At 71.3% G+C, this 15436-nt stretch carries 16 protein-coding genes; 4 read left to right on the forward strand and 12 right to left on the reverse strand.

Annotated elements, in window-relative coordinates; translation table 11 throughout:
* On the reverse strand, positions 1-823 hold an 823-nt coding region (locus H0X00_RS12005), incomplete at its 3' end, for an AMP-binding protein (RefSeq protein ID WP_293770280.1).
* A gap of 70 nt (positions 824-893) precedes the next feature.
* Between H0X00_RS12005 and H0X00_RS12010 the strand changes: the two genes are divergently transcribed.
* From H0X00_RS12010 to H0X00_RS12020, 3 genes are all read left to right on the forward strand, one after another.
* A complete protein-coding gene (locus tag H0X00_RS12010; protein WP_293770282.1) occupies positions 894-1697 on the forward strand; it encodes an HAD family phosphatase in 804 nt (267 codons plus the stop codon).
* A 312-nt stretch (positions 1698-2009) separates the two neighbouring features.
* Positions 2010-2771, forward strand: a complete 762-nt coding sequence (locus tag H0X00_RS12015; protein WP_293770284.1) for an ECF subfamily RNA polymerase sigma factor, BldN family — start codon at positions 2010-2012, stop codon at positions 2769-2771.
* A 151-nt stretch (positions 2772-2922) separates the two neighbouring features.
* Complete coding sequence (locus H0X00_RS12020) at positions 2923-4167, forward strand: DUF5667 domain-containing protein (RefSeq protein ID WP_293771119.1); 1245 nt, start codon at positions 2923-2925, stop codon at positions 4165-4167.
* 283 nt (positions 4168-4450) lie between these two features.
* Here the strand turns inward: H0X00_RS12020 and H0X00_RS12025 are convergent, their stop codons facing one another.
* The 7 genes from H0X00_RS12025 to H0X00_RS12055 form a co-directional block, all read right to left on the reverse strand.
* Entirely contained in the window at positions 4451-5413 is a 963-nt protein-coding gene (locus tag H0X00_RS12025; protein ID WP_293770286.1) for a lysophospholipid acyltransferase family protein, read from the reverse strand.
* Between the two features lie 66 nt (positions 5414-5479).
* Entirely contained in the window at positions 5480-6484 is a 1005-nt protein-coding gene (locus tag H0X00_RS12030; RefSeq protein ID WP_293770288.1) for an NAD-dependent epimerase/dehydratase family protein, read from the reverse strand.
* Between the two features lie 42 nt (positions 6485-6526).
* A complete protein-coding gene (locus tag H0X00_RS12035) occupies positions 6527-6625 on the reverse strand; it encodes an AURKAIP1/COX24 domain-containing protein (protein ID WP_003948845.1) in 99 nt (32 codons plus the stop codon).
* A 132-nt stretch (positions 6626-6757) separates the two neighbouring features.
* A complete protein-coding gene (locus H0X00_RS12040) occupies positions 6758-6967 on the reverse strand; it encodes a helix-turn-helix domain-containing protein (RefSeq protein WP_293771097.1) in 210 nt (69 codons plus the stop codon).
* 236 nt (positions 6968-7203) lie between these two features.
* Positions 7204-7998 carry a phosphatase gene (locus H0X00_RS12045; RefSeq protein ID WP_293771099.1) on the reverse strand — a complete coding sequence of 265 codons (795 nt, stop codon included), beginning with the start codon at positions 7996-7998 and terminating at the stop codon, positions 7204-7206.
* Positions 7995-9158 (reverse strand): acetoin utilization protein AcuC, encoded by a 1164-nt coding sequence (locus H0X00_RS12050; RefSeq protein WP_367186576.1) that lies wholly within the window; start codon positions 9156-9158, stop codon positions 7995-7997. The genes H0X00_RS12045 and H0X00_RS12050 overlap by 4 nt, the downstream gene beginning before the upstream one ends.
* 62 nt (positions 9159-9220) lie before the next feature.
* The gene (locus H0X00_RS12055) at positions 9221-9733 is read right to left on the reverse strand and encodes a hypothetical protein (protein WP_293771104.1); all 513 of its coding nucleotides are present in this window, start codon (positions 9731-9733) and stop codon (positions 9221-9223) included.
* A 113-nt stretch (positions 9734-9846) separates the two neighbouring features.
* On the opposite strand from H0X00_RS12055, the gene H0X00_RS12060 reads away from it, so the two are divergent.
* Positions 9847-11127: a DUF445 domain-containing protein gene (locus H0X00_RS12060; protein WP_293771106.1), complete on the forward strand. Its 1281-nt coding sequence runs from the start codon at positions 9847-9849 to the stop codon at positions 11125-11127.
* 170 nt (positions 11128-11297) lie between these two features.
* Here H0X00_RS12060 and H0X00_RS12065 read toward each other — a convergent pair whose 3' ends face one another.
* The 4 genes from H0X00_RS12065 to H0X00_RS12080 form a co-directional block, all read right to left on the reverse strand.
* Complete coding sequence (locus tag H0X00_RS12065) at positions 11298-12482, reverse strand: ABC transporter permease (RefSeq protein WP_293771109.1); 1185 nt, start codon at positions 12480-12482, stop codon at positions 11298-11300.
* Positions 12479-13177, reverse strand: a complete 699-nt coding sequence (locus tag H0X00_RS12070; RefSeq protein WP_293771111.1) for an ABC transporter ATP-binding protein — start codon at positions 13175-13177, stop codon at positions 12479-12481. Before H0X00_RS12070 ends, H0X00_RS12065 begins: the two co-directional genes overlap by 4 nt.
* A 25-nt stretch (positions 13178-13202) precedes the next feature.
* A complete protein-coding gene (locus H0X00_RS12075) occupies positions 13203-14549 on the reverse strand; it encodes an efflux RND transporter periplasmic adaptor subunit (protein ID WP_293771113.1) in 1347 nt (448 codons plus the stop codon).
* Between the two features lie 96 nt (positions 14550-14645).
* The coding region (locus H0X00_RS12080; RefSeq protein WP_293771116.1) for a low temperature requirement protein A at positions 14646-15436 on the reverse strand (791 nt) is incomplete at its 5' end.

Raw genomic sequence — 15436 nt, forward strand, 5'->3', positions numbered from 1 at the left:
GCGCCGAGCCGCTGACCAGCACCCGCACCCCGGCCAGGGCCTCCCGGGCCCGCGGGTGGGCGGTCCAGGCCGCGTACAGCTCGGGGGTGCCGGCCACGCTGGTCACCCCGGAGGACGCGACCAAATCCAACAGCGATGCCGCGGCGTCGAGCTGGCCGTCCGGGGCCAGCACCATCCTCGCGCCGGCGTGCAGCGCCTGCCCGAAGACCGCGTTGAGGCCGAAGACGTGGAACATCGGGAGCGCCAGCAGGACGACGTCGGCCGCCACCACCGGCGCCGGCTCCAGAGCGGCCATCTGGTCCAGGTTCGCCAGCAGGGCGCGATGGGAGAGCATCGCCCGCTTCGGCCGGCCGCCGGTGCCGGCGGTCTGCAGCAGCGCCGCCAGGGACTCCCCGCCCGGCACCGGGCCAGGCTCGGGAGCAGTGCCGGTGCCGGTTCCGGCGCCGATCAGGTCGGCCACCGCGGCCTCGTGAGTGACGTGCAGCCGGGCGCCGGTGTCGGCGAGCGCGGCATCGGTGTCGGCCGTCGGGGTCGAGGGGTCCAGCGGGGCCACCACCAGGCCGGCCCGCAGCGCGCCCAGGTAGAGCTGGACGAAGCCGACGCTGTTCGGCAGCGACATCGCGACCCGGTCACCGAAGCGCAGGTCGCGGGCCCGCAGGCCGGCGGCGACGGCGGTCACGGTGGCGTCCAGCTCGGACCAGCTCAGGCCGTGTCCACCGGCGACCAGCGCGAGGCCCTCCGGGTCGCGAGCCGCGGCGGCCGACAGCAGCCCGGCCAGATTGGCCGGCGGCCCCGCTCCGCTTCGATCGGGTGCACTCCCCACGGCGCCGCAGTCTGGCACAGCGGCCCCACGGCGAAGGCGCACCGTCGAGGTACGCCCTAAGCTTTCGATCATGTCGGCCGAGGCAGACACCGGGGGTGGTGCGGCGGCATTTTTCGACGTGGACAACACGATCGTCCGCGGCGCCTCGATCTTTCACCTCGCCCGCGGTTTGTACGCGCGTCGATTCTTCAGCACCCGCGACATCGCGCGGATGGGGATCATGCAGTTGAAATTCGTCGTGGCCGGTTCGGAAGATCAGGACGACATGGATTCGGCGAAAGCCATGGCGCTGTCATTCATCGACGGCCACTCGGTCGAGGAATTGGTCCAGGTCGGCGAAGAGATATTCGACGAAGTGATCTCCAAGCGGATCTGGCCGGGAACGCGGGCGCTGACCCAGATGCATCTCTACGCCGGGCAGCAGGTGTGGCTGGTGACGGCGACCCCGGTCGAACTGGCCACCACGATCGCCCGCCGGCTCGGCCTGACCGGAGCCCTCGGAACGGTGGCCGAGGTGCGGAACGGCCTCTACACCGGCCGCCTGGTCGGCGAGCCTCTGCATGGCCTGGCCAAGGCGCGGGCCGTGGAGGAATTGGCGGAGCGCGAGGGCCTCGACCTCAGCCGCTGCTCGGCGTACAGCGATTCCGCCAACGACATCCCGCTGCTGTCCCTGGTCGGGCACCCGTGCGCGGTGAATCCGGACGCCGGGCTGCGCGCCCACGCCAAGGCCCACGGGTGGCGGATCCGGGATTACCGAACCGGGCGAAAAGCGGCGAAAATCGGACTTCCGACCGCCGCCGGTGCAGGTGCGATGGCCGGCGGAATCGCCGCTGCGATCTCACTGCACCGCCGCCGACTGAGCGGACAGCTCTGACTGCTCCGGCCCGACCAGTTCGCCGCTCACAGGCCCATCATTTGTTCGATCCGCTGAATTTTGTCCGATCGCACATCGGTAGCGGACCGCATTGCCGGGACTGCGCAACGTTCACCCGAACGGCGGTGTTGAGGCGCTTCAGGACGGGAAGGTCAAGGTTGTTCCACAACAGCTGTCCTGTCCCACTTTCCGTGTCTACAGTTGCCCACACCTTCGGATTAGCACCCCTCCCGTCCGCCGCCGCCCGGGGAGCCGATGTCCCGTCCGCCGTTAGTCGACGCGTCAGGCCTCGCACGCCTGCGCGACGCCCTCATGGCGCCGCCCACCCTGGCGGTCGCCGGAGGGCTATCCGTCGGTGCGGTGCCCGCGCTGGCCCGGTCCGGCGGACGTCACCGCAGGCCGACGGCTGAAACCTCATCGCACGTCCTGCTGAGCATGGCGGCCGGTGCGGCCGCCCCGGGAAGCGTCTACGGCCTCCCCGGCCAGGCCGCCCCGTCCGCCTCGGTCGGGCTCGAAGACCCCGAGGTCCGCCGCGTTACGGCGCTGGTGGACCGGGCCAAGGGCGGGGACACCGAGGCCTTCGCCCAGCTCTACGACCGCTACGTCGACACCATCCACCGCTACGTCTACTACCGGGTGGGCTCCCGCCAACTCGCCGAGGACCTGACCAGCGAGACCTTCCTGCGCGCGCTACGCAAGGTCGAGACCTTCACCTGGCAGGGCCGGGACTTCGGGGCCTGGCTGGTCACGATCGCCCGGAACCTGGTCGCCGACCACTTCAAGTCCAGCCGGTTCCGGCTCGAGGTCACCACGGCGGACATGGTCGACACCGACGACCACCTCGAGGACAGCCCCGAGGGCGAAGTCATGGCGGCCTTCACCAACGCCGCCCTGCTGGAGGCCGTGCAGCGCCTGAATGCCCAGCAGCAGGAATGCCTGGTGCTGCGGTTCCTCCAGGGGCTGTCGGTGGCCGAGACCGCAAGGATCATGGGCAAGAACGAAGGCGCCATCAAGACGCTGCAGTACCGGGCGATCCGGGCCCTCGCCGCTCTGCTGCCGGAGGACGTCCGATGAGCGCTGCGATTTCCCCGACGGCACCGGCATCGGCACGCGCAATTTCACGGGGACCTTGTGAAGCCGTAACTTCCTCCGGTCCTGGTCGTTATCCCGGACGACAACCCAATGCTGCAAACAGGGACGGCCGGGGGTGGGTTCGGTGACCGTTATGCCGCGTGAGCGGCAGCGCGTGCGTCAATTCGCCCTCGCGCTGGATGGCGGGACCGTCGACGAAATGTCGGTGGCCCCCCTGGCGCGCCTGGCGGACTCCCTGCACGGGGTCGGCACCGGCCTGAGCGTCGCCGCCCCTTCTGACACCTTCAAGCTCGCCCTGCGCACTCGCCTGCTGGCGGTCGGCGCGGTCACGACCACCCCGGCCGGCGGGCTCACTGCTCCGGCCCCGTGGCGCCGCCGCCTGGTCGCCGCGAGCGCGGTGCTCGCGATCACCACCGGTAGCGGCGCGGGTCTGGCCATCGCCAGCGGCGGCGCCCTGCCCGGCGACCGCCTCTACGAGGTGAAGCTGGCCATCGAGAACATGCGCCTGGCTCTGGCCCCCAACGATGTCGCGAAGGCCGAGCGCTACCTGGCGATCGCCTCCACCCGGCTCTCCGAGATCAAGGAGATGCTGGCGAGCAACCCGAACGCCGCCGCCGACCCGGCCCTGGTCCAGGAGCTTCGCGAGACCATGTCCGCGATGGCCGAGGCCGTCACCGCCGGCAGCGCGCTGTTCTTCGAGATCTTCGAGCGCACCGGCGACGCCACGGTGCTGGCCACCCTGGACCAGTTCCTCAGGGAGCGCGCGCTCGGCCTCTCCGCCGTCAGCGACCTGCTGCCGATCGAACTGAAGCTCAGCCAGACCTCGCTGCTGGTCGAGCTGGAGGGCCTGGCCGCCCGGGTCGCGTACATGACCGGCAGCGCGCACGCCTTGGTCACTGCAAGCGCCACTCCGATCAGGCACCGGGCCGGCCGCAGCGTCGACCGCGCCCTGCTCACCGACTCCGCCGCCGCCGTCGCCGCCGCCATCGAAGCGATGCGCGTCGCTGCCGAAGCCGCCCAGCAGCAGACCGCCGAGGCCGCCGCCCAGCAGCAGCCCCAGTCCGAGAGCGAGCACCAGGCCGCCACGCCGGAGCGCATCCAGCGCGACGTCAGCAAGTACGCCGAGGTCAATGTGACCGGCCAGGACGGCAGCGTCGACCACCTCTCGGTCTCGACGATGCCGAACTCCCCGCACGCCCGTGAGTTCAACACCGGCTCGCTGAAGGGCAGCCCCACCAACGCCGTCGGCAGCTCCAGCCAGCAGCTCCTCTGGACCCTCCCGGTCCCCACCAACGACGTCGGCGCCTCCATCCCCGGCAGCCTGTCGGCGAGCTTCTCCCCGACCGGCGCCCGCACCGCCCACCTCGCCGCCGAGTAACGAGCGCGAGCGCAAGAACAACAGCCAGAACCCAGCGACATAAAAAACCCCCGGGCTCGATGCCTGGGGTTCTTTGCTGGACCCCATGTGCTGGGGCACGAAACCCACCCGCGGACGGCGACGGGCGGCGGGCGTCGCGGAGGGCTAAAGCGGAGGCGCTTCACCAACCCGCAAGTCAACCGCCCACCCGCAACGCGCCGAAGCCTGTCCCGACGCGGCGCCCGCCGCCCGGCGCCGTCCCCCGGGCGCACGCCCCCGGGCCCGCCCCCCGAGGAGGCGGGGGCTACGTGAAGACAGAGCGGCGCTGCATCAAAAGCCGATACAGCGTCTGCTGAATAACCTCGCGAACCTGATCAGCGAGATCGAACACGAGCGCAGGATCGTCAGCCGCGCCCTCCGGATACTGATCCGTCGGAATCGGCCGACCGAACTCGATGAACCATTTGGACGGCAGCGGGACGAGACCGAGCGCCCCGAGCCAGGGAAACGTGGGCGTCAGGGGGACGTAAGGGACCCCGAGAACCCGCGCCAGGGTCCGGGAGTTGCCGAGCACCGGGTAGGTCTCCTCGGCGCCCACGATGGCCGTGGGGATGATCGGAGCGCCGGTCTTCAGGGCGGCGGCCACGAACCCGCCGCGGCCGAAGCGCTGGAGCTTGTAGCGTTCGCTGAAGGGCTTGCCGATGCCCTTGTAGCCCTCGGGCCAGACGCCGACCAGCTCCCCGGAGGTGAGCATCCGCTCCGCGTCGGGACCGCAGGCCAGGGTGGCGCCGGCTTTGCGGGCGTACTCGCCGACGAACGGCAGGCCGAAGACCAGGTCGGCGCCGAGCGGGCGAAGGCGGCGCTGCTCCGGGTGGTGATCGCGCAGCGCCAGCATCGTCATGATCGCGTCGAGCGGGATCGTGCCGGAGTGGTTGCCGACCACCAGGCCGGCGCCTTCCGGGATGTTCTCCAGGCCGCGGGTCTCGACCCGGAACCAGGTGTTGTACAGCGGCCGGAACGGCGCGAGCAGCACGTTGTCGGCCAGGTCCGGGTCGCAGCCGAACTCGTCGACCTCGTAGTCACCGCTGATCCGGCGGCGCAGGAAGGCCAGGGCGCCGGCGGCCTTGCGGTCCAGGACCCGGCCGCGGGCCCCGATCGCCTCGCGGACGGCGTCGGTCAGGCCGGTCTCGGGAGCGCCGGCGCGCGCGGCGGCGCGCTCGCGCCCCCGGTCGTCGGGATTGAACGGGATCACCCGGGCGTCACTCATGACGTCTCCGCCACGGACTTCGTCCTCGCGGAGCCGCATTCGCCACTCCTGATGAGTTCGCTGCGCTCACTCATTCGCGCTCCCAGCACGATTGACCAATGTGGTGACGAGGCCGAGACCGGGCCCGGGCGATACCTCGGCGAGGAACTCCTCGAAGGCCGCTGCGGTCGAGTAGGTGGGCGTATAGCCGAACTCGGTCTTCAGCTTCGTGGTGTCGACGGCCCGGCCGTGGGTGAGCAGGCTGATCAGCTCCGGGGACAGGTTGAGCCCGCCCCGGCGCAGGAACTGGCCCGCGACCTTCGCTGCGAGCCCGGCCACCGGCAGGGTCGGCTTGCCCGCCCGTCGCGCGGCCTGGGAGAGCAGCAGGATGCCGTCCCCGGCCACGTTGTAGGTGCCGCGGTGCGCTTCGGTGGCGGCCCGACGGAGCACCGCGAGGGCGTCGGTCGGGTGCACGAACTGCAGGCGCGCGTCGTAGCCGAGGATCGTCGGCACCACCGGCAGGCCGAACAGTCCGGTGACCGGGGAGTCGATGCCGGCTCCGATGATGTTGGCGAAGCGCAGCACCGTGGTGTCCACGTCGCTGCGGCGGCGCACGAAGCCACGCACGTAGGCCTCGACCTCGGCGGCGTCCTTGGCGAAGCCGGAGCGGGGCGCGACCTTGGGCTGGGTGCCCTCGGTGAACATCGCCGGGTCGCCCGGGGAGGCCCCGTAGACGGCTGTCGAAGATTTGACCACCAGACGACGCAGACTGGGGGCCTTCTGGCACGCCGCGAGCAGCTGCATGGTGCCGATGACGTTGAGTTCCTTCATCGCCGCCCGCCCGCCGGTGCCCGGCGGACCCGAGGTCACCGACAGGTGCACCACCGTGTCGACCTCCGCAGCCCCGATCACCTTGGCGATGATCGGGTTGCGGATGTCGGCCCGGACGAACTCGGCGCGACCGAGGTCCGAGCGCGGCGCCACGACGTCGACGCCAATGACGCGGTCCACGTCGGGGGCGTCGTTGAGCTCACGCACCAGGGCACTGCCGAGGTGGCGGGCCACGCCCGTCACCAAAACGACTCGCCCCATGCCGGCCCCCGCCCGTTCAGTTGGCTCGCGAGTCCTCGCGGGCTACTTCTTGTTGCGGCGCTGCACTCGCGTCCGCTTCAGCAGCTTGCGGTGCTTCTTCTTCGCCATGCGCTTGCGACGCTTCTTGATGACAGAACCCACGGAAGACCTTCGCTCACCCGATCGGCGCGCAGCCGTTCAGGCGCGCGGTACTGGCTGCAGCCTACCCGTCCCCGGAACGCCGAACGCCGGGCCCGCAACAGCGGACCCGGCGCAGCCAGTGAGGCGGAGAACTCAGCCGGTGTCGGCGTCGAAGAACGACTGGCGCAGGTACGTCTGCACCGCGTTCTCGGGGACGCGGAAGGACCGGCCGACCCGCACCGCGGGCAGCTCGCCGTTGTGGACGAGCCGGTAGACCGTCATCTTCGACACCCTCATTTTGGTGGCAACTTCCGCCACCGTGAGGAACGAGACGTCGGCGAGCGGCTGCTCGTTCGAAGCCATGGGCGCACCGGACCTTTCAGCCCGCGTCGGGCACCGAAGGGGTCTCCGGTGGACGAGATCGGGGATGTTGCTTTCGTTAAGTAGACACTAGTGGCGGGTGGTACGGGTGGGGAAGGGGCCGCATTGTGCCCGATCTTGATCTACCTGCGGGAACGCGCCGCACCTGAGCGGTATTTGACGCGTTCGGAGGGAAATTTCACCCGTCCGGGTGGTCAGAACTTTGCCCGAACGGACCATCAGATTTCAGCCCGGTCGAGCAGGTAGGCCGTCATCGGCCCGTAGAGGTGCGGTTCGACGTTGTCGTCGAGGGGGATCGCGACCGAGATCTTGTCCTCCTCCGCCCCGAGGAACAGGGCAGGGTCGTTGCAGTCGGCGAAGCCGACGACGGTGCACCCGGCGAGGCCGGCCGCGCCGGCCCACCCGTGGTCGGCGACGACCAGATCGGGCAGCGTCTCACCCGACCGGCGTAGCGAGGCCAACATCTCGCGCATCGGGTAGGCCGAATGGGTGTGGCAGAGCTCGCCACGGTTGGACACCATCGCGACGTCCGTGATGTAGCGGATCTCGCGCACCTCCTCCCGGTTGCGCCGCCACTCCTCGTACTGCCACCCGGCGGCCGGGGTGAGCAGCGTGCAGCCCGCCTCCCGGAGCCGGGCCGCAACCGCGAGGTGCACCGGGAGCAGGCCGGCGGGGTGACCGGTCGCGACGATCACCCGGGCCGCGGTCCGGGCCGCCTTGGTGAGGATCTCGGCCGCGGCGTCCAGGCCGTCCAGGGTGAGGTCGGGGTCGATGGTGTCGTCGCCGACGTCGTGGCCCGGGTCGGAAGAGACCCCGCACCGGCGGACCATCACGTCGAGGACCTCCTCGAAGGTCCACTCCGGATCCAGGTCCAGCCCGAACCCGGCGTAGTCGTCCCCGGTCACGACCCGCCGGAAGTTGCGCAGGTTGTTCTCCCGCGAGGTCGCGACGTCACCGGCGATCCGGGCCTGGCAGAGGTGCGCCCGCAGCTCGGCGCGGGTCGGAACGCTCATACCGTGAGCCCGTGGTGGGGGAAGACAGCGTCCCGGGTGGCCAGCGCGGCCTGGTCCAGGGGGTCGTCCGGGTCGCCGCCGGTCCAGGGGACGAAGGCGGCCGCGCCCCCGTCGAGGACACCGCCGTCGGTCATCCGCTCCGGCGGGGAGCCGCCGAGGCTGCGGACATGGGCCTGCCAGCCGGGCGCGGTCGCGGCCTCCGGGTCGATCGGGACGCCACAGGCCTCGGCCAGCAGGTGGGTCCACGCGCGCGGCACGACCCCGACCAGGTCGTAGCCGCCCCCACCGGTGACCAGCCAGCGGCCACCGGCGACCTGGTGCGCCAGCTCGTGCAGGCGCCGGTAGGAGGTGCGCTGGCCGTCAACGGTGAGGGCCAGGTGGGCCAGCGGATCGTTCACGTGGCTGTCGCACCCGTGCTGGGTGACCAGCACCTCGGGGTTGAACGCGCGCAACAGGGGCGGCACCACGGCGTCGAAAGCCCGCAGCCAGCGGGCGTCGTCGGTGGCCGGTGGCAGGGCGACGTTGACCGCCCGTCCCTCCGCGCCGGGCCCACCGATCTCGTCGGCAAAGCCGGTGCCGGGGAACAGGTAGCGACCGGACTCGTGCAGCGAGATCGTCAGGACGCGCGGGTCGTCCCAGAACAGCGTCTGCGTTCCGTCGCCGTGGTGGACGTCGACGTCGACGTACGCCACCCGGGTGGCGCCGAGCTCAAGCAGGCGCGCGATGCCCAGCGCGACGTCGTTGAACACGCAGAAGCCGCTCGCGGTGCCGGCCATCGCGTGGTGCAGGCCGCCGGCGATGTTCACCGCGTGCAGGGCCTCGCCCGACCAGACCGCCTCGGCGGCGGCCACGGACTGCCCGACCACCAGGGCCGAGGCGTCGTACATCCCGGCGAAGGTCGGGACGTCGCCGGTGCCGAGCCCCCGGTAGAGGTCGACCTCGTCGGGGTCCTCCCCCGCCTTGCGCACCGCGGCCAGGTAGTCGGCCTGATGCAGCAGGCGCAGCACCTTCTCATCCGCCGGTGGCGCGGCGACGGTCTGCACGTGCGGATGCTCGAACACCCCGAACTCGCGGGCCAGGCGCATGGTCAGGTCGACCCGGATCGGGGCCAGCGGATGCCCGCGGCCGAAGTCGTAGCCGATCAGCGCGGGATCCCACATCACCTGGACGGGACCCTGGCACGGCACGTCGACACGCTACCCGGCAGCGTTACCGCCGGAACTCATCCGCCGCCGAGCGACCCGATCGGCGCGATCTCGTGCGGCCCGGTGCGGCAGACCCAGGTCGGCCGGAACCCGCTCTCGGCCATCATTGCGCGGCCGTGCTCCGGGCACTCCGGCCACACGACCCAGAGCCCGGTGATCATGTCCTGCACCGTCCTCGCCACCTCGAGCAGAGCCTCGTCCCGCCCGAAGGCGAGCATCCGGCCGCCGTCGTGCTCGGAGAATTGGCCCTCGACGCTGATCCGGACGATGAAGCCATGGATCTCCGGGGCGATGGTCAGGGACCGGTCGGTGAGGGTGGCGGTGAGGTCGGCGTAGACGGCGAGGACGGCATCCTTGGCCAGCTCGAACTGGTGGGTGACGGCAGCCGTCCAGAGCGCCTCACCGGAAAGCGCCCCGGCGGTCGTGTACAGCTCACGGAACCAGGTCCGGGCGGTCTCGTCGTAGGCGACCTGCGACCCGAAGTCGGGAAGCACGCTGCCCGAGAGCCAGGCCTCGACCTCCGCGTCCATCTCGTCAGGTTAGGTGGAGCCCCATCGCCATGTCGTGCCTGTGACCGAATCCGACGAATGAGCTGACAGAGCGTGAGCGCAGGGTGTAGGGGCAGGCGGATAGCGTGGCGGGCGTGGTGATCACCGGGGTTCTCGGCGGCTATGACGACCCGGTTTCCCGGCGGCGGCTGCGCAGGATGAAGCTGGCGGCGACCGGACTGCTGGCCTTCGCGGCCGCCCTGTTCCTGCTCACCTTCGCGTTGCCGGAGAACACCGCCACCGGCTATCTGCAGGCCGCGGCCGAGGCCGGCATGGTCGGCGGGCTGGCCGACTGGTTTGCCGTCACCGCCCTGTTCCGCCACCCGTTGGGACTCCCGATCCCGCACACCGCGCTGGTGCCGAAGAAGAAGGACGACCTGGCGACCAAGCTCGGCGAGTTCGTCTCCGGCAACTTCCTCACCCCGGACGCCGTGGTCGAGCGGGTCCGCGAGGCGGACCCGGTGCGCAAGGTCGGCGAGCGACTGCTGGAGCCGGCCACCGCCGACGCGGTCGGCCGCGAACTGTCCCGGGCGATCGCGGCCGTGGTCGGCACCCTGGACGACGGACTGGTCTCCTCGATGCTGCTCGAGCACGTCCGGCGTGACCTGGACCGGCGTTCCTACGCGCGCGAGGTCGGCCAGCTGCTCGCCACCGCGGTGGCCAACCGCGCGCAGGACCCGATCGTCGAGCTGAGCCTGCCCCGGCTGCGCGCGCAGCTGGTCGCGAACCGGGTGACCGTGCACCGCGAGCTCTCGCTGTTCCTGGACGGGCTCGGGATGGCCGCCCGGCTGTGGTCCACCGACCGCAAAGTGGACAAGATCATCGACCGGATGGCCCGACTACTCGAGGAGATGGAGCGGGTCGGCCGGCTGCACCCGGTCCGACGTCAGCTCGACGAGGTACTCGAGCGCCTGGCCGACGGGCTGGTCAACGACCCGCGGGCGGCCGACGGGATCGATGAAGTGCTGCGCGACATCGCGGACAACGTCGCGGTGGAGGCCTGGCTGCGCCAGGTCGTCGAGCGCTACCTCGGCTCTTTCCGCGAGCTGCTGGACAACCCGACGGTCAGCCTGGAGCAGCAGCTCGGCCGCATCGTCTCCGACCTCGGCCGGCGGATGGTGGACGACCCCGAGTTCGCCGTCAAGATCGATCGCGGCCTGGAGCAGGCCGTCCGCTACGCGGTGACCAACTACGCCGACCAGGTCGTGGCGCTGATCCGCGACCAGGTGTCCCGCTGGCCCGCCGCGGAGGCCTCCTCGAAGATCGAGACCGCGGTCGGGCGGGACCTGCAGTTCATCCGGATCAACGGCACCGTGGTCGGGGCGCTGGCCGGGGTCGCCATCTACTCCGTCGCCGTCCTCGCCGGGCACGGCTGATGGCCGCGCCCGCCGGGGTCAGAACGGCGGCGGGTCGTCGTCCGAGTGCTGCCAGGGCCGGCCGCACTCTCCAGCACTCGAGGCTGGAGCTGCAGATCGAAACAGGAGTGACGATTCGCGCGCCTCAACGCGCATCACCCGTAACGAATTGCAGCTTCAGCCTCGCTGGCTCAGTCGGTGCGGAGGGCGACGACGGGGTCGAGGCGGGCGGCGCGGCGCGCGGGGGCGACGCCGAAGAAGACGCCGACGCCGGCGGAGACCGCGAAGGCCATCGCCGGGGACCACCAGGTGATGACGGCCGGTACCGGGGAGAACGTGTCGATCAGCAGCGAGCCGCCGACGCCGATCGTGATGCCGATGATCCCGCCGACCGCGGTGAGCATCACGGCCTCGATCAGGAACTGCAGCAGCACGTCGCGCTGGCGCGCGCCGAGCGCCTTGCGCAGGCCGATCTCGCGGGTCCGCTCGCGGACGCTGACCAGCATGATGTTGGAGACCCCGACCCCGCCGACCAGCAGCGAGATCGCCGCGATCGCCGCCAGCACCAGGGTCAGCAGGCCGAGGATCTTGCCGATGGTCCCCAGGATCTGAGACTGCGTCACGGCGGAGAACTCCTCGCCGGGATACCTGTCGACGAGCGCCTGTTCCAGCTTCGGGCGCAGCTCCTCCACCCGGTCCGAGCTCGGCGCCTTCACCACCAGCGCGTCCACCCGCTCGGTCCCGAGGATGCGGTGCGCGGTGGTGACCGGGACGTGGATCTCGCCGTCCCGGCTCACCCCGAACGCCGAGCCGCGTTCGGCGTAGACGCCGATCACGCGGAGGCGCACCCCGGCCAGCGTGAGCTGCCGGCCGATCGGGTCGACGTCGCCGAAGAGCTCCTCAGCGGCCTCCGAACCCAGCACCGCGACCCGGCGGCGGGTATCGACGTCAGTCGCCGAGATCGCCTGACCGCGCGCCACCGGCCGGTCGAAGACCGTCGTCATGGTCTCGGTCACGCCCACCATCGAGGTGAACATCTCCCGGGTGCCGTTCCGCGCCACCTCACCGGAGGTGACGGAGGCGGTCACGGCGTTCGGGTCGCCGACCACGCGTGCGATGGCGTCGACGTCGTCGAGTTGGAGCCGGCTGACCGTCGGTGCCGACCCGAGCTCGAACTTGCCCGGGACGACGATCACCAGGTTCGAGCCCAGGCCTTCGACCTGACTGGTGACCTCCTGCTTCGCGCCACCGCCGATCCCGACCAGCAGCACGACCGCGGCCACACCGATGATCACGCCGAGCATGGTCAGCAGACTGCGCAGCCGGTTGGCGCGCAGCGCCTCCAGCGCGACCCGGAAGCCCTCGAGGACCGTCATGCCGCGGCCGGATCACGACCGGCGGCGGAATCGAACGCGATCCGGCCGTCGCGGATCTGAATCTGGCGGGACGCGTGCGCGGCGATGTCCGGCTCGTGGGTGACCAGCACGATGGCGACACCGGCGTCGGCGTTGAGCGCGCCGAGCAGCTTCATCACCTCTTCGCCGTTGCGGGTGTCCAAGTTGCCGGTGGGCTCGTCGGCGAAGACGACCTTCGGGTCCCCGACCAGGGCGCGGGCGATCGCGACCCGCTGCTGCTCGCCGCCGGAGAGCTGGTTGGGCCGGTGGTCGAGGCGATGCGCGAGCCCGACCTTCTCCAGCGCCTCGACCGCGAGCTTGCGCCGGGCGGACTTGCGCATCCCGCGGTAGAGCAGCGGCATCGCGACGTTGTCCACCGCGGAGGTGCGCGCCAGCAGCGCGAAGGACTGGAACACGAAGCCGATGGTGGCGTTGCGCAGCTCGGCGAGGTCGCCGTCGCTGAGGGTGTTCACGTCACGGCCGTCGATCCGCACCAGGCCGGCCGTCGGGCGGTCCAGCGCACCGAGCACGTGCATCAGCGTCGACTTGCCGGACCCGGACGGCCCCGTGATCGCGACGTAGTCACCGGCCGCCACGCTCAGGGAGACCCCGCGCAGGGCACCGACGTCGGAGTCGCCGAGCTTGTAGGTCCGCTCGAGATCGACTGCCTCGATCATCTGGAGATCACCGCCTGATGGCCCGTCAGACCTTGTCGCCCTCGCGGACCTCGTCCGCGCCGCGCACGACCACGCGGTCACCGACCTCGAGGCCGCGCAGCACCTGGACGTACTCCTGGCCCTCGGCGCCGAGCGCCACCTCGCGGCGGACCGCCTTGCCGCCCTCGACCAGCCAGACCGTGTCGCGGTCCCCGTCCCGCACGAGCGCCGATGCGGGCACCGACATGGCGTCCGCGGCCTCAGCGACCTGGAGGCTGACCACTGCGCTCATCCCGGGGCGAGGCCGCGGGGCGTCCGAGCCGTCGGCGAGCTTGCCGGGCTGCAGCGCCATCGTCACGGCGTAGGAGACGCCGCCGCGGGCCGAGGTGGTCGGTGCCAGATCGACGAACTTCACCTGCGCCGGGTAGACCCCGCCGGGGACCGCGTCGAGTTCGATCTCGGCCGGGATGCCCTCGGTGACGGTGAGGATGTCGGTCTCGTCGACCTCGGCCCGCAGCGTCAGCTCGGAGTCGTCGATGACGGTCGCGAGCAGTCCGCCGGCCTCGACCGGGGCGCCGACGGTGATCGGCCCTCCCGTCGGGGAACCGGCCGACGATCCCGCTCCGGCGCCGAGCAGCGCGGAGGCTTCGGCGGGCAGGGAACCGAGAAGGGCGCTCGGGTCGACGCCGCTGCCCGCGCCGGTGCCGAGGGTAATGACTCCGTTCGCGGGGGCGCGGATCGTCAGCGCCTCGACGGTGCGACGGGCGGCCGCGACCGCGGCCTGGGTCTGCAACCGGCCGGCGGCAGAGATCGAGGACAGCGCTTCGGCGAGGCTGCCCAGCCCGGCGGTGAAGCGGTCGATGGCCATCTGGGCCTGCGCCTGGGCGGCGGCGAACGAAGCGCGCATGCTCGCCGTCTGGGACAGCGCCGCGTCGCGGGCCGGGCCTTCGGGCAGGGTGCGGGCGAGCGCCTCGGCGTCGTCGAAAGCATCCTCGGCAGCCTGGGCGGCTTCGCCGTCGGCCAGGTCTTCACCACCGGTGGGGATGTCGATGTCGGCGTCGCCCACCTCCTCGGCCGCCGCGAGGGCGGCGGCGAGCGCGTCCTCGGCCGCGGGCGAGTCCAGCGTGAGCAGGATGTCGCCCTTCTTCACCGTGTCGCCGGAGTCCACGCGCAGGGTGTCCACCGAGGCCGAGGCCGGCGCCTTGAGGCTGACCTGGGTGCGCGCGACCACGGCGCCCGCCGCCTCGACGACCTCAGCGACCGAGCGCGTCTCGACGGTGCCGAGCTCGACGGACTTGTCGTCGCCGCCGCAGCCGGACAGGCCGGTCACACAGAGGCCTGCAGCGAGCAGCACCCCCGCGCCCGTCCGTCCCCGCGCGGACCAAGATCGCATGAAGCCAGGCTAAGCAGCCGATCGCGGTGGGTCAGGGAAACAAACGAACCCGGAGTCGGATTAAGCCGGTCCTATCGGACATTTTCTGACAGAACGTCAGGCTTGCTGACCGGCATCATGCTCGTCGCTCACGAGGTGCTCCTCGGGGTACGGAGGCTCGCCGTGCTCGCTGTGCCGCAGCTGGTGGCGTTCCTCGGCGAACACGTGGGTCTCCCACGCCACCATCAGTCCAACCGCGGCCGCCAGGATGCCGAGGCTGAGCATCGCCGGGATCTCGCGGCCGGCTACCAGCAGCGGCAGCAGCAGGACCGCGAGCCCGACCCGGAACACCTTCAGCCGGCGACAGACGCGGTAGTACGACGCGGCCTGCGCGAGCAGGTACACCACGACGCCGAGCACGAGGGCGACCAGCGGCGCACCCTTGAGCGGGTCGGACAGATCGTGGTGCTCGGTGTCGGCGACGTACTCGAGCACCTTCTTCATCCCGAGGGCGAGCAGCACGATGCCGGCCACGATCGGCAGGTGCAGGAAGCTGAACGCGTCGCGACCCATCCGGGCGCGCTCGGCGTCATCGGCTTCGGCCAGCGCGCGCTCGACGAGGAGCGCGCTCGTGTCGAAGTACAGCCACCACATCGCCGCGGTGAGCCCGAGGCCGAGCAGGCTCGCGCTCATGATCGCGCCGGAGAACGGTGAGTCCGAGACCCCGACGCCGATCGCCACGATGGACTCGCCCAGGGCCACGATGACGATCAGCCCATGCCGCTCGGCGAAGTGCCGGGCCGCCGGCAGCCGCCAGCCCGACGTACCGCCGAGGAAGGTGCCGCCGTAGTCGGCGACCAGCACCGCGACCCACAGCCAGGTCCGGGTGTCCCCGCTCGCGCCCGCGG

The sequence above is a fragment of the Sporichthya sp. genome, assembly GCF_013815995.1.
Classification (GTDB): domain Bacteria; phylum Actinomycetota; class Actinomycetes; order Sporichthyales; family Sporichthyaceae; genus Sporichthya.